Origin of the sequence: Georgenia deserti, from assembly GCF_042680605.1 — a bacterium.
Taxonomy (GTDB): Bacteria; Actinomycetota; Actinomycetes; order Actinomycetales; family Actinomycetaceae; genus Allobogoriella; species Allobogoriella deserti.
Map to the genome: position 1 here is coordinate 38,960 of NZ_JBHUEE010000009.1, position 13,472 is coordinate 52,431.

Annotated in this window: 12 protein-coding genes; 1 reads left to right on the forward strand and 11 read right to left on the reverse strand. The window is 69.9% G+C overall.

Annotated elements, in window-relative coordinates; translation table 11 throughout:
* Nucleotides 1–12: 12 nt before the first annotated feature.
* Entirely contained in the window at nucleotides 13–1,665 is a 1,653-nt protein-coding gene (locus tag ACFSE6_RS15690; RefSeq protein WP_388009273.1) for an HNH endonuclease, read from the reverse strand.
* A gap of 151 nt (nucleotides 1,666–1,816) precedes the next feature.
* On the opposite strand from ACFSE6_RS15690, the gene ACFSE6_RS15695 reads away from it, so the two are divergent.
* A complete protein-coding gene (locus ACFSE6_RS15695; protein ID WP_388009276.1) occupies nucleotides 1,817–2,044 on the forward strand; it encodes an RNA-binding S4 domain-containing protein in 228 nt (75 codons plus the stop codon).
* 97 nt (nucleotides 2,045–2,141) lie between these two features.
* Here the strand turns inward: ACFSE6_RS15695 and mgtE are convergent, their stop codons facing one another.
* From mgtE to ftsZ, 10 genes are all read right to left on the reverse strand, one after another.
* Nucleotides 2,142–3,470, reverse strand: a complete 1,329-nt coding sequence (gene mgtE, locus ACFSE6_RS15700) for a magnesium transporter (protein WP_388009279.1) — start codon at nucleotides 3,468–3,470, stop codon at nucleotides 2,142–2,144.
* 3 nt (nucleotides 3,471–3,473) lie between these two features.
* On the reverse strand, nucleotides 3,474–7,022 hold the full coding sequence (gene dnaE / locus ACFSE6_RS15705; RefSeq protein ID WP_388009282.1) for a DNA polymerase III subunit alpha: 3,549 nt from the start codon (nucleotides 7,020–7,022) through the stop codon (nucleotides 3,474–3,476).
* A gap of 93 nt (nucleotides 7,023–7,115) precedes the next feature.
* Nucleotides 7,116–7,637 carry a GNAT family N-acetyltransferase gene (locus ACFSE6_RS15710; protein ID WP_388009285.1) on the reverse strand — a complete coding sequence of 174 codons (522 nt, stop codon included), beginning with the start codon at nucleotides 7,635–7,637 and terminating at the stop codon, nucleotides 7,116–7,118.
* Complete coding sequence (locus ACFSE6_RS15715) at nucleotides 7,634–8,566, reverse strand: RluA family pseudouridine synthase (protein WP_388009288.1); 933 nt, start codon at nucleotides 8,564–8,566, stop codon at nucleotides 7,634–7,636. The genes ACFSE6_RS15710 and ACFSE6_RS15715 overlap by 4 nt, the downstream gene beginning before the upstream one ends.
* Nucleotides 8,559–9,386: a signal peptidase II gene (gene lspA / locus ACFSE6_RS15720; protein WP_388009291.1), complete on the reverse strand. Its 828-nt coding sequence runs from the start codon at nucleotides 9,384–9,386 to the stop codon at nucleotides 8,559–8,561. The genes ACFSE6_RS15715 and lspA overlap by 8 nt, the downstream gene beginning before the upstream one ends.
* A gap of 67 nt (nucleotides 9,387–9,453) precedes the next feature.
* A complete protein-coding gene (locus tag ACFSE6_RS15725; protein WP_388009294.1) occupies nucleotides 9,454–10,179 on the reverse strand; it encodes a DivIVA domain-containing protein in 726 nt (241 codons plus the stop codon).
* 193 nt (nucleotides 10,180–10,372) lie between these two features.
* Nucleotides 10,373–10,675, reverse strand: a complete 303-nt coding sequence (locus ACFSE6_RS15730; protein WP_388009297.1) for a YggT family protein — start codon at nucleotides 10,673–10,675, stop codon at nucleotides 10,373–10,375.
* 1 nt (nucleotide 10,676) lies between these two features.
* Nucleotides 10,677–11,177: a cell division protein SepF gene (locus ACFSE6_RS15735; RefSeq protein ID WP_388009300.1), complete on the reverse strand. Its 501-nt coding sequence runs from the start codon at nucleotides 11,175–11,177 to the stop codon at nucleotides 10,677–10,679.
* Between the two features lie 72 nt (nucleotides 11,178–11,249).
* Nucleotides 11,250–12,056 carry a purine nucleoside phosphorylase YfiH/LACC1 family protein gene (locus tag ACFSE6_RS15740; protein ID WP_465254176.1) on the reverse strand — a complete coding sequence of 269 codons (807 nt, stop codon included), beginning with the start codon at nucleotides 12,054–12,056 and terminating at the stop codon, nucleotides 11,250–11,252.
* A gap of 35 nt (nucleotides 12,057–12,091) precedes the next feature.
* Nucleotides 12,092–13,405: a cell division protein FtsZ gene (ftsZ, locus tag ACFSE6_RS15745; RefSeq protein WP_388009306.1), complete on the reverse strand. Its 1,314-nt coding sequence runs from the start codon at nucleotides 13,403–13,405 to the stop codon at nucleotides 12,092–12,094.
* Nucleotides 13,406–13,472: the final 67 nt, after the last annotated feature.

Genomic DNA, 13,472 nt, shown 5'->3' on the forward strand with positions numbered 1-13,472 from the left:
CCCGCACCGTGGTCATCCGAGATCGCGGCTGCTGCGGTGCCCGCTGTCGTGGGGTCGGTTCTGTCGGCGCGTTCGGCGGTGAGCGAGCGGTCGGCCGGCCCCTGGGGGCGTCGGTGCCACCGAGCGGTAGGTGTGCGCGCTCGGAGTGGTCGTGACGACGGTGTGTCGACACCGAGGCACCTCAGTTGATGACCCAGCCGTGCCGGACACGCCGGCATCGACCACCTCGGAGTCGTCGACCACCTCCGAGATACCGACCCATTCCGATTCACGTGCCTCACTGGCGCCGTCGACAGCATCGACGCCATGCCCCTCGCGGCAAGCACGGCCACTACCTCCGCCATCGGGAGGACCCGCTCGAGACTCGATGTGCTGTCGCCAGCCAGGGGCTTGTTTGCTGTGATTGCACGCCTCGCACAAGCCCTGCCCGTCCTCGGCGTCGGTGTCACCACCCTCGGCGGCCGGGGTGACGTGGTCGAGGTGACGGACCGGAGCGCCGCAGTAGGGCATCCGGCAGATGCCCTGGTCCCGGATGGCGAGGTAGTCGGCCAGTCCGGGTGGGAAGTACCGGCCCTTGGACGTCATCGCGACCAGTGCGCCGCCCGGGTCGAGGTACAGCCGCCGGATCCACGTCTTCGTCGGCGCCGTCAGTGCCCGGGAGACGAGTTGCCGGGCGACCTCGGCCGGCAGCACCTGACTCGGCGCCCCCGGGGCAGTCACCACGGCCGGTTCCGAGCCTCCACCGAGCAACGCGACGTCCGACATCGTCACATTCACCGTGATCGGCACCGACGGCGGCGGCAGCTCGAGGCCGTCGGTCTGACCGGCGGCACGTGCACCATCGCCCGTACCGGATGTGTCCGCACCAGGCGCTTCCGACGCCGGACGAGCCTGGTCGGCGGCGGGTAACTCCGCCCCGGTCAGGCGAGCGATCATCACATCGGCCATCAGTTGCCCTCGTCCGCGCGGGTCACCACCCTCGCCCTGTCGCAGCCGATCGGCCTCCTTGCCCAGTGCGGCAAGAGCCCCGACGCCCTGAGCGACCGGCACCAGCGCCGTGAGGTAGCACATCGTGTCCGGCGCCGGCCGTAACGTCACGCGTCGATCGGACTCTGCCTGCCTGGCACGGGTCACGACGGCCTTGACATCGATCTCGGCCGCGGCCTTCTTGGCCGCCGCCACCAACGCGCGCGTGCCCATCCCGTTCAGGCGCGCCGGGGCGCCGCACAGTTGCTCATCCACCGTCATCCGATCGGACCTGTCGAGGCAGGCCATCTCTTTCGCCAGCAGGCTGGCCCGGTACTCGCTCAGCGTGCCCTCCGCCAACCGCGCGCGCGTGTGTGGCAACTCGCGGTCGAGGAACGTCGCCAGCGAGAGCAGCTGTCTCCCCCGAGACCCCGACTCGCGCCTGGCCAGCGCGATCTCTCCCGCAACCCCGCTGCCACGCCGGCCGGCCGGGACGTCCAGTTCGGCCTCCTCCTCCCGGCGGGCCCGATCCAGCGCGACCGCCGCGCGCGCCTGTAAGCCGCTGGCGACGTTCTTGACGACCTCGAGTTCATCCAGCAGCTCCACCAGCTCGGCGGGGTTCGCATCCGAGCAGGACGTCTCGACCAGCCGGGCACGGAAGGCCCGCACCTCATCGGCCGTGACGACTACTTCATCCATGCATCGAACATTAGTACGAACCGCTGACATCGGCGTCACGCTCGGCCAAGCCTGTGGACGACGCAGCGACACGAGCGGTGGGTGCCGATCTCGTCCACCGTGACGCCCGGCGAGCGTGACGCGGTCCGTGCCGGCTGACAGGATCGCCTGCATGAGCGACGACGTGCCGACGATCCCCACCGAGGGGACGATCCGCCTCGGTCAGTTCCTCAAGCTCGCGGACCTGGTTGAGGACGGGGCGCAGGCGCGCGAACTCATTGCGGACGGTGAGGTGACGGTCGACGGCGAGGTCGAGACCCGCCGTGGCCGACAACTGGCGAGTGGCGCCGTCGTGACGGTCGACCTGCCGACCGGCGGCCGTGCCGCGCGAGTCGGTTGAAGCCGCACGAGTCGGTTGAGCCGGCCCGCACGACGAGCGCCGGCACACGAGCGGTCGGTCGGCACCCTGCCGACCGACAGTTCTGCCGACTGACCGTTCAGATGCCCAGGACGGCCTTGGCCACGGAGAAGTAGATGACCAGTCCGAGGGTGTCGACGAAGGTCGAGATGAACGGCGCCGAGACGATGGCGGGGTCAATGCCCAGTTTCCGCGCCGTCAACGGCACCGACGAACCGACCGTGGTGGCCAGAGCACAGACGGCCACAACCGTCGCAGCCAGCACCGTGGCGATGTCCGCCCCGGCCACCCACGTCGCCGGCAGGAAGCCGACCGCGGCGAGCGTCGCGCCGAGCAAGGCCCCGACCAGGATCTCGCGGCCCACCACTCGGAACAGGTCACCGGGTCGCACGTCGTCGAGCGCCATCGCGCGGACCACCGTCGTCGCCGCCTGAGCGCCGGCGTTGCCGCCGGTGCCGATGAGCAGCGGAATGAACAACGCCAGCGAGACCACCGCGTCGAGCTCGTCCTCGAAGTGGCTCTGCACCCCCACCGTCAGCGTTGCAGCGAGAATCAGGACCAGCAGCCAGACCACCCGCGTGCGCACCAGACCGAACAAGGAGACCGTCAGGTACGGGCGCCGGAGCGGCTCGCTCGCGCCACCACGTGCGACGTCCTCGTCCTCCTCGGCCTCGAGTACCCGCATCGCGTCATCGACGGTGAACACACCGAGCAAGCGCGACTCGTGGTCCACGACCGGCACGGCGATGAAGCCGCCCTCCCGGACCACGCGGGCCGCCTGCTCCTGACCGTCGGTGGCTTCGACCATCACCGGATCCGACATGACCTCGTCCACCCGGACGTCCGGATCGGACAGCAGCAACCGGCGCAGCGACACCACGCCCACCACGCGGCGACCGTCGGCGACGACGGGGACGGAATAGATGGTCTCGACGTCCTCGCCGTAGGCCGTCAGGCGCGCGATTGCGTCAGACGCCGTCGCGTCCCTGGGCAGTGCCGCGACCTCCGGGGTCATCCGGCGCCCGACGCTGCCCTCCGGATACCCGAGCAGCGTCGTCGTCATGGCCCGCTCGGCCGGGTCCAGCCCGGAGAGCAGTCTGCTCACCAATCCGGCCGGCAGTTCGTCGAAGAGCCGTGCGCGGTCGTCCGGGTCGAGGTCGGCGATCAGATCACCGGTCGCCTCCTCGCGCAGTTCATCGAGGATCTCGCGCTGCAGCGAGGGGTCGAGGTCCTCGAAGACCTCCAGCGCCTCGCGTTTGGAGAGCAGCCGGAACGCGATGGCGCGCCGCGTGGCGTCCATGCGTTCCAGCTCCGTGACGAGCTGGGCCGTGTCCAGTCCGGCGAGGCGCTCGCGCAGTGCCTGCAGGTCCGCTGCGCCGAGGGTGGTCTCCTCCTCCGCCCCGGCCACCGGTCAGCTCGCGAGGCAGGTCGGGCCGAGCAGGGCCTTGAGGTCGCCGTACAGGGCGGTCGTCGGCTGTACCCGCAGCTGGTCCGACAACCGCATCACGGTGGCCCGACCCGGCTTGGTCAGGTGCAGGCGGACCTCCGCCGGCCCTGGGTGGTTCGCGAGGATCCCCCGCAGCTGCTCCACCACCGGGCCCGTGCAGCGGTTCTCCGGCAACGTCACGGAGACCGGGCCGTTCTCGGTGTCGGAGACGTCCGGCAAGGTCATCTCCTGCGCGTAGATCGTCGGCACCTCGTCCCGTCGGTTGAGCCGGCCACGGACGGTGATGATGGTGTCCTCCGCCAGTGCGGTGGACACGGTGGCGTAGGTCTGCGGGAAGAACAGCACCTCGATCGAACCGGTGAGGTCCTCCACGGTCGCGATCGCCCACGGGTTGCCGTTCTTGGTCATCTTGCGCTGCAGCGAGGTGACCAGGCCGGCGATGTGGACACCGGCACCGTCGGGCATGACCTCGTCCTCGAGCAGCGAGGCGACCTGGGTGTCCGCGACCCGGTCGAGGACGTGCTCCAGTCCGGCGAGCGGGTGATCGGAGACGTACAGGCCCAGCATCTGCCGCTCGAAGGCGAGCTTCTGCTTCTTGTCCCATTCCGGCAGCTCGGGGATCTCGACGGTGAACCCGCCGCCGGTACCCTCAGCACCGTCGAGTCCGGCGAACAGATCGAACTGGCCGACCGCCTCGTTGCGCTTGACGTCGACGACGGAGTCGATGGCCTCCTCGTGGCGGGCGAGCAGGGCGCGCCGACTGTGGCCCATGGTGTCGAACGCGCCGGCCTTGATGAGCGACTCGATGGTGCGCTTGTTGCAGACGATGGCCGGCACCTTGTCGAGGAAGTCGGTGAACGAGGTGTACTCACCCTTCTCCTCCCGGGTCTGGATGATCGCGTCGACAACGTGCGAGCCGACGTTGCGGATCGCGGCGAGCCCGAAGCGGATGTCGGTCCCGACGGGCGTGAAATCGGCGGCCGAGGTGTTGACGTCCGGCGGCAGGACGGTGATGTCCATGTGCCGGCACTCACCGAGGTAAAGACCGAGTCGGTCCTTGTTGTCCTGGGTGGACGTCAGCAGCGCGGCCATGTACTCGGTCGGATAGTTCGCCTTGAGGTAAGCCGTCCAGTAGGACACGACGCCGTAGGCGGCCGAATGGGCCTTGTTGAACGCGTAGTCGGAGAACGGCAGCAGGATGTCCCACAGCGTCTTGACGGCGTCCTTGGAGTAGCCGCGCTCGAGCATCCCGGCCTCGAAGCCGACGTACTGCTTGTCCAGCTCGGCCTTCTTCTTCTTGCCCATCGCGCGGCGGAGCAGGTCGGCCTGTCCGAGCGTGAACCCGGCGACCTTCTGGGCGATGGCCATGACCTGCTCCTGGTACACGATCAGGCCGTACGTGGTGTCAAGGATCTCGGCGAGCGGCTCCGCGAGCTCCGGGTGGATCGGCTCGACCTTCTGCAACCCGTTCTTGCGCAGGGCGTAGTTCGTGTGCGAGTTCGCACCCATCGGGCCGGGCCGGTACAGCGCGCCGACAGCGGAGATGTCCTCGAAGTTGTCCGGCTTCATCTGCCGCAGCAGGGTGCGCATGCCGGCGCCGTCGAGCTGGAACACCCCGAGGGTGTCCCCGCGCGAGAGCAGCTCGTAGGTGCGCTTGTCGTCCAGCCCGAGCGTCTCGAGGTCGATCCGCTCCTTGCCGTTGCGCTCGAGGTTGTTCAGCGCATCGCCGATGACGGTGAGGTTGCGCAGGCCGAGGAAGTCCATCTTCAGCAGCCCGAGCCCTTCGGCGGTCGGGTAGTCGAACTGCGTGATGACGGCGCCGTCCTGAGGCCGCCGCATGATGGGGATGATGTCGATCAGCGGCTCGGAGGACATGATGACGGCGCAGGCGTGCACACCCCACTGCCGCTTCAGGCCCTCCAGTCCCTGGGCGAGCTCGACGACCTTCTGCGCGTCCGGGTCGGAGGCGTGCAGCTGGCGGAACTCCTCCGCCTCGGCGTAGCGCTTGTCATTCGGGTCGAAGATGCCCTTGACCGTGATGTCCTTGCCCATCACGGTCGGTGGCATGGCCTTGGAGAGCTTCTCCCCCATCGCGAACGGGTAGCCGAGCACCCGGGAGGAGTCCTTGAGCGCCTGCTTGGCCTTGATGGTGCCGTAGGTGACCACCTGGGCCACCCGGTCGTCGCCGTACTTGTTCGTGACGTAGTCGATGACCTCGCCGCGCCGGCGCTCGTCGAAGTCCACGTCGAAGTCGGGCATGGAGACGCGGTCCGGGTTGAGGAACCGCTCGAAGATCAGCCCGTGCTCGAGCGGGTTGAGGTCGGTGATACGCATCGCGTAGGCGACCATCGAGCCGGCACCGGAGCCACGACCCGGGCCAACGCGGATGTCGCGCTCCTTGGCCCAGTTGATGAAGTCGGCGACAACGAGGAAGTAGCCGGGGAACCCCATCTGCGTGATGACCCCGACCTCGTACTCGGCCTGCTTGCGGACCTCGTCCGGGATCGTGTCCCCGAACCGGTAGTGCAGGCCCTTCTCGACCTCCTTGACGAACCAGGAGTGCTCGTCCTCGCCCTCGGGGACCTCGAAGCGCGGCATAAAGTTCGCGCCATCCGCGGCCGTGGTGAACTGAACGTCGCACTGCTCGGCGACCAGCAGCGTGTTGTCGCAGGCCTGGGGATAGTCCTTCCACAGTTCGCGCATCTCAGCGGCGGAGCGGATGTAGTACGTGTCGCCGGTCAGCTTGAACCGGTTCGGGTCCGCCAGGGTCGAGCCGGAGTTGATGCACAGCAGCGCGTCGTGGGTGTGGACGTCGTCGGCGCTGACGTAGTGCGAGTCGTTCGTGGCGAGCAGCGGGGCGCCGATGTGCTCGGCGAGTTTGAGCAACTGGGGCACGGTGCGCTTCTCGAGGTCGAGCCCGTGATTCATCAGCTCGATGTAGAAGTTCTCCTTGCCGAAGATGTCCTGGAACTCTCCGGCCGCGCGCACCGCCTCGTCCCAGTGACCGAGCCGCAACCGCGTCTGGATCTCGCCGGACGGGCACCCGGAGGTGGCGATCAACCCCTCCGAGTAGGTGTTGAGCAGCTCGCGGTCCATCCGCGGCGCCTTGCCCATCTGCCCGTCGAGCGAGGCGAGGGAGTCCATGCGGAAGAGGTTGTGCATGCCCTCGGTCGTCTTCGACAGCAGCGTCATGTGCGTGTAGGAGCCGCGCGCCGAGACGTCGTCCTCGGCCTGGTGCTCCTCACCCCACCGCACACGCGTCTTGTCCTGGCGGGCGGTACCTGGGGTCAGGTACGCCTCGACCCCGATGATCGGCTTGACGCCGGCGTCCTTCGCCGACTTCCAGAAGTCGAACGCGCCGAACATGTACCCGTGGTCCGTCATGGCGATGGCGTGCTGCCCGAGTCGGTTCACCTCGTCGAACAGCGGCCCGAGTTTCGCCGCGCCGTCGAGCATCGAGTACTCGGTGTGGACGTGCAGATGAACGAAGTCGTCGGATCCACCAGCAGCCATGCCGGGGAGTCTATTTCGCCCTGCTGACACGACCGACCACCACGGCGGGCGTGGCGCGGGCGTGCGGCGTGTCGCACGCGGACACGCCGGACTTCAGGCCGTGACCGTACGGGCCATGTCCTGGTGCCAGATGCCGGCGTCGAGGAACCGCTCACCGGAGACCGGGGCGTAACCGAGCCGGCCGTAGAAGGCCATCGCGGACTCCTGGGCGGCGAGGACGACGCGGACACTCAGCGGCCCCTCCTCGCCCTGGCGGACCCCGTGCTGGGCCAGGGCGAGCGCCTCGACGGCCACCACCAGGCGGGCGCCGATCCCCCGTCCCCGGGCCGGCGCGCGCACCGCGAGGCGCCCGAGGTGCACCTCGCCCGGGTGGTCGGGCTCGCTGAGCAGACGTGCGGTGCCGACGGCGGTTCCCTCGCCGTCCACGGCGAGCACGTGCGAGGTGGTCTCGGCGGTGTCGAGGGCGTCGATCTCCTCGGCGGGCGGGACCTGCTGCTCGTGGACGAAGACCTCGGTACGGACCTGCCAGGCCTGCTCGAGCCCGGCACGATCGGTGACCGGCAGGATGCGGATGTCGGCCGGTTTCGCCGTCGTCGTCATCGGGCTCCTCGTCATCGGACTCCTTCCCGCATGGCCTCCAGCGCGTGGGCGAGGTCGGCCGGGTACTCGGTGGTCAGCGACATCCACTGCCCACTGACCGGGTGCGTGAACCCGAGGCGGACGGCGTGCAGCCACTGCCTGCTCAGCCCGAGGCGTTCGGCCAGCCGCGGGTCGGCCCCGTAGGTGAGGTCACCGACGCACGGGTGGCGCAGGGCCGCCATGTGCACGCGGATCTGGTGGGTGCGGCCGGTCTCGAGGTGGATCTCGAGCAGGGCGGCGCCGGCCATCGCCTCGAGAGTCTCGTAATGGGTCACGGACTCCTTGCCGGCGGCGACGACAGCCATCTTGTACGACGCCGTGGGATGGCGACCGATCGGTGCGTCGACGGTGCCGGTGAGCGGGTCGGGATGGCCCTGGACCAGCGCGTGGTAGACCTTCTCGACGGTGCGCTCGCGGAACGCCCGTTTGAGCGCGGAGTAGGCGATCTCCGACTTGGCCACAATCATGAGTCCGGACGTGCCGACATCGAGCCGGTGGACCACCCCTTGTCGTTCAGCGGCTCCGGAGGTGGCGATCCGGTGGCCCGACGCGGCGAGCGCCCCGACGACGGTGGGGCCGTCCCAGCCCGGCGACGGGTGCGCGGCCACGCCCACCGGCTTGTCGACGACGACGAGGTCCTCGTCCGAGTAGACGACGGTCATGCCCTCGACGGGACGGTGCTCGGCCCGCTCCGGTGCCTCGGGCTCGGGCAGGCTCACCTCCAGCCAGCCCCCGGCGGTCAGACGGTCCGACTTGCCGAGCTCACGTCCGTCGAGAAGGACGCCCCCACTCGCGGCAAGGTCCGCCGCGCGGGTGCGCGAGAACCCGAGAAGCCTCGCCAGTGCTGCGTCCACCCGCTCCCCGACGAGGCCGTCCGGCACGGGCATCGCCCGGATCTCAGGCATGGGCGGTCGGCGTGGTCGGGTCGGACTCCGGGTCGTCGTCGCCGTGTGCGTCGTCAGCGTGTACGTCGCCGTCGCCGCGGCCGGCCGCGACGTGCTCGTCGCGGTCCGATTCCCCCCGGTCCGTCACGTCACGCTCCGGTTCCCCGCGCTCCGGCTCATGGCCCCATTGCTCGCGCTCCGCCTCGTCACCGGCCTGGGAACCGTCGATCTCGCGACCGAGCAGTGCGAGCAGGGCGATGAGGACGGCGGCACCGACGATGGCGATGTCGGCGACATTGCCGACGAACCACCCGTTGTAGTTGATGAAGTCGACCACGTGGCCGCGGGCGAAGCCGGGGTCGCGGAAGAGCCGGTCGATGAGGTTGCCGATGCAGCCGCCCAACAGCATGCCGAGTGCGGCGGCCCACGTCGTCGACCCGAGTCGGCGGGAGAACCGGAGCACGGCGATCGCCACGACCACCATGACGATGGTGAAGACCCACGTCATGCCCGTCGCGATGGAGAACGCCGCACCCGGGTTGCGAACCAGCTGGAAACCGATCACGTCGCCGAGGAAGGGGACGAAACTGCCCTCGGTCAGGCGGTCCATGGCCAGGACCTTGGTGACCTGGTCCAGAGTCGCGATGACGACGGTCAGCGCGAGCAGGAGCCCGAGGAGCCGCCGACGACGACGCCGTGCCGCCAGCGCACGCCGGGTCGCCGTGGTCTCGGCGGGACCTGCGACCTCGTCCGCCTGTCGCCGGCTCGCCTCCTCAGCACGACTGCGCATGTCGCGGCGCCGGACCGGCGGCTGCGAAGGCTGGGAGGGCTGGCTGTCCATCGGCGTCGATTCTCGCACGACGGCGGCGGACGGCGACTGCTCGCCGTCCGCCGCCGATGCGGTGCGATCAGATGCCCTCAGCCTTGGGAGCCCCGGTCTCGACGTTCTGCAGCAGCGACTCGAGGTAGCTCTTCAGACGCGTGCGGTAGTCACGCTCGAAGGTGCGCAACTCGTCGATCTTCCGCTCCAGCAGGGAACGCTCCTGCTCGAGCTGGGTGAGCGTGCGGTTGTGCTGGTCCTCGGCTTCCTTGATGATCCGTGCGCTCTCCGCCTGCGCCTCGGACACCAGGCGCTCGCTCTCGGCGGTGGCCTCGGAGACGAGCCGCTCGCTCTCCGCGCGGCCGTTGCTCACGTACTCGTCGTGCAGCCGCTGGGCCAGGGCCAGCATGCCTGCGGCCGACTCCGGGTTGTTCTCGTTGCCCTCGACCGCCGCGGGCGCGGGCTGCGCCGGTGCCGAGTGGGCGGGCGCGGACGTCACCATCTGGGGCGCCGGCTCAGGCTCCGGCTCCGGCTCCGGCTCGGCCGCGGGGGCCTCCTCGGTGGTCTCGGCGGACTCCGCGGGCTCGGCCGCGACGTCGGGCGACGACGGTCCCGGCCCACCGGTGAGTTCGGCGATGCGAGCCTCGGCGGCAGCGAGCTTGGCCTTCAGCTCCTCGTTCTCGCCGGACACCACGCGCAGGGTGTTGACGACCTCGTCGAGAAAGTCGTCGACCTCGTCCTGGTCGTAGCCCTCGCGGAACTTGGTCGGCTGGAACTTCTTGTTGAGGACGTCGTCTGCTGTGAGCAGCGCCATCTCGTCACCTCTGGAGTCATCTCGGTCTGATCGTGAGCCCGCGCCGGACGCTGCTCACCCGGAGCAACCGTAGCGGACGGCCACCTGTGTCGGCCTCGACAGTATCCCGCCGTGACCGGAGGCACGAAACCTGCCGCGCGGCAGGTCCGCTCGTCAAGGCCGCGGACCGCGACCCGGTCCGGGAGGCCCACCGTCAGGTCAACGACGCGTAGAGCAACGGCAAGACGATCCCGCGCACGAGGGTGATCGCCAGGAAGAGCACGAGGAAGCTCAGGTCGAGCTGGATCTGGCCCAGCGGCAGCGGCTTGATATAGCGGCGCAGGAACCGCAGCGGCGGATCGGTCAGACCATAGATGGCGTTCGCGATGACGAGCACGATCCCGCGTGGCCGCCAGTCGCGGGCGAAGACCTGGATCCAGTCGAAGACGAGCCGGGCGAGCAGGACGACGATATAGAGCAGCAGCAGCAGGTCGAGGAACTGAAATACGGTTCTCAAGTCAGCTCGGGGAGAAGAATCGTCCGGGGATCGCGTCGCCACCCGAGCCGCCACCGACCTCGACGGTCGCCGGGGAGAGCAGGAAGACGCGGTTGGTCACGCGCTCCATGCTGCCATGAAGTCCGAAGATCAGTCCGGCCGAGAAGTCGACCATGCGCTTCGCGTCCGGCTCGCTCATCCCGGTGAGGTTCATGATCACCGGCGTCCCGTCGCGGAACGCCTCACCGATGACGCGAGCCTCGTTGTAGCTCGAGGGGTGGACCGTGACGATCCGGCGCAGCTCGTCGGCGACGGAGGGCTCCTCTTCGGTGTAGCTGGCAGCGGCGCGCGAGATCGGCGTGACCTCGGCCCGGTGCTCCTCGCGGCGCTCGGGTCCCGCCTCGCGACGGTCCTCCCGCTCGGGTGCGTCGTCGTAGGCCTGAGGGGCGGTCTCGTCGTAGTACTCCTCGTCCGGCTCGGCCAGAGAGAGGTACTCCATCATCTTGCGCATCGTGCCCGCCATCGCTGCTCCTTGTCGTCCGTCCACGGCCCGCGTCCAGGCCGCCGCCGCTCGTGGCTGCTGCCAGTGACGACGCTAGACCAGCGGTCGGCGGGCGGGCGGCTTCTCGGTCGGCGTGTCGGTCCGCTGGGCCACGACACCCGCGAACCGGCCGGTCGCCGGCTGCGCCCCGCCTGTCCCGGCGCGCCGGTAGGAGTAGAAGCGTTCGTCCTCGACGGTGCACAGCCCTACCTGGCGCACCTCGCCCACACCGAGCTGTGCCAGTCGAGCGGCCACGCCGCCCGGCAGGTCCAGGGACGGTGTCCCCCACGACGTCGTCGCCCAGGCGGCCGGCACCTGGGCGGCGACGTCCTCGCGCATCCGGTCGGGAACCTCGTAGCACCGCCCGCACACGCTCGGACCGACGACGGCCACCAGCCCGTCCGGAGCCGCCCCGACCTCTTCGAGGCCGGCGACGACCGCTTCGACCACGCCGGCGACCAGACCGCCGCGCCCCACGTGGGCGGCGGCGACCGCCCCGGAGCAATGCGCGAGCAGCAAGGGGATGCAGTCGGCCACCATGACCGCCGGCGCCACGCCGGTCCCGGGCGGCGCGAGCACCGCGTCACCCTCGGGCGGCTCCGTGCGTGCCTCGTCCGGACCGGTCACGACCCGGACGCGGGCACCGTGCACCTGACGCATCCACACCGGCTCGACGCCGAGCGCGCCCCTGAGGCGCTCGCGGTTCTCCCGCACGGCCGCCGGGTCGTCGCCCACGTGCGGCCCCAGGTTGAGCCCGCCTCCCTCGGCGGCGGCGTAGGGGCCGGTCGAGACGCCGCCGGCGCGCGTGGTGAAGCCACCACGCGCGCCAGGACCGAGGTCGACCTCGAGAAACCCGGGCAGGCCCCGGGAGCGGGGTCCGGCGCCGACCGACGGGCTCACTTGAGGAAGTCGGGGATGTCCAGATCCTCGTCACGGCGGCGGCGTGGCGAGTCCTCCTCGAAGACGTGCGGGACCTCGTAGGACCGCTGACGCTGACGCTCGGGCGCATCGTCACCGAGATAGCCCACGCCGTTGCTGCCGGCCGTGCCGGCGCCGCCCACGGTCGCCGGCTCGGGAGCCGACTGCGACTCGTCCCCGGGCTGAGGCGCCGGCGGTTGGGGGGCGCTGCCGTGCCGCGGCGAGGGGTCGACAGGCTCGGCGGAGGGTGCAGAGACCACCGACGGGGTGGCGGCGGGCGCCGGCTGCGGCGAGGCCACCTGCCCGACCGGCCGCGCCAGCGTCGACTCCGCACCAGTGGGCCCGGATCCGTCGTCGAACCCGGCGGCGATGACCGTCACCCGGACCTCGTCGCCCAGCGCGTCGTCGATGACGGCACCGAAGATGATGTTGGCCTCCGGATGCGCGGCCTCCTGGACCAGGCGCGCCGCCTCGTGGATCTCGAACAGACCCAGGTCCGAGCCACCCTGGATGGACAGCAGCACACCATGAGCGCCGTCGATGCTGGCCTCGAGCAGCGGCGAGGAGATCGCGAGCTCCGAGGCTTGGACGGCACGGTCCTCACCCCTGGCGGACCCGATCCCCATGAGCGCGCTGCCCGCGCCCTGCATGACCGACTTCACGTCGGCGAAGTCGAGGTTGATGAGACCGGGCGTGGTGATGAGGTCGGTGATGCCCTGGACACCGGAGAGCAGGACCTGGTCGGCAGACTTGAAGGCATCGAGGACGGAGACGGCCCGGTCGGAGATCGACAGCAGCCGGTCGTTCGGGATGACGATGAGGGTGTCCACCTCGGACCGCAGCGCCTCGATGCCGGACTCAGCCTGCACACCGCGGCGACGCCCCTCGAAGGTGAACGGCCGGGTGACCACACCGATGGTCAACGCACCGAGCGAACGCGCGATACGCGCGACGACCGGCGCCCCGCCGGTGCCGGTGCCGCCGCCCTCGCCGGCGGTCACGAAGACCATGTCGGCGCCGCGCAGCACCTCCTCGATCTCCTCGGCGTGGTCCTCAGCGGCCTTCTTGCCCACTTCAGGGTCAGCGCCCGCTCCGAGCCCGCGCGTGAGGTCACGACCGACGTCGAGCTTGACGTCGGCGTCGCTCATGAGCAGGGCCTGTGCGTCGGTGTTGATGGCGATGAACTCGACGCCCTTCAACCCGACTTCGATCATGCGGTTGACGGCGTTCACGCCGCCACCGCCGATTCCGACCACCTTGATGACCGCCAGGTAGTTCTGCGGTGCCGCCACGTCGGTCCCTCTCGTCGTTCCGGATGACTCTGCCCGACCTAACCCTCAACCTCTACCTCAGGGTTAG

Coding starts and splice junctions, on each gene's coding strand:
- ACFSE6_RS15690 (WP_388009273.1), bottom strand. CDS start 1,665: ATGGATGAAGTAGTCGTCACGGCCGATGAGGTGCGGGCCTTCCGTGCC.
- ACFSE6_RS15695 (WP_388009276.1), top strand. CDS start 1,817: ATGAGCGACGACGTGCCGACGATCCCCACCGAGGGGACGATCCGCCTC.
- dnaE (WP_388009282.1), bottom strand. CDS start 7,022: ATGGCTGCTGGTGGATCCGACGACTTCGTTCATCTGCACGTCCACACC.
- ACFSE6_RS15710 (WP_388009285.1), bottom strand. CDS start 7,637: ATGACGAGGAGCCCGATGACGACGACGGCGAAACCGGCCGACATCCGC.
- ACFSE6_RS15715 (WP_388009288.1), bottom strand. CDS start 8,566: ATGCCTGAGATCCGGGCGATGCCCGTGCCGGACGGCCTCGTCGGGGAG.
- lspA (WP_388009291.1), bottom strand. CDS start 9,386: ATGGACAGCCAGCCCTCCCAGCCTTCGCAGCCGCCGGTCCGGCGCCGC.
- ACFSE6_RS15725 (WP_388009294.1), bottom strand. CDS start 10,179: ATGGCGCTGCTCACAGCAGACGACGTCCTCAACAAGAAGTTCCAGCCG.
- ACFSE6_RS15735 (WP_388009300.1), bottom strand. CDS start 11,177: ATGGCGGGCACGATGCGCAAGATGATGGAGTACCTCTCTCTGGCCGAG.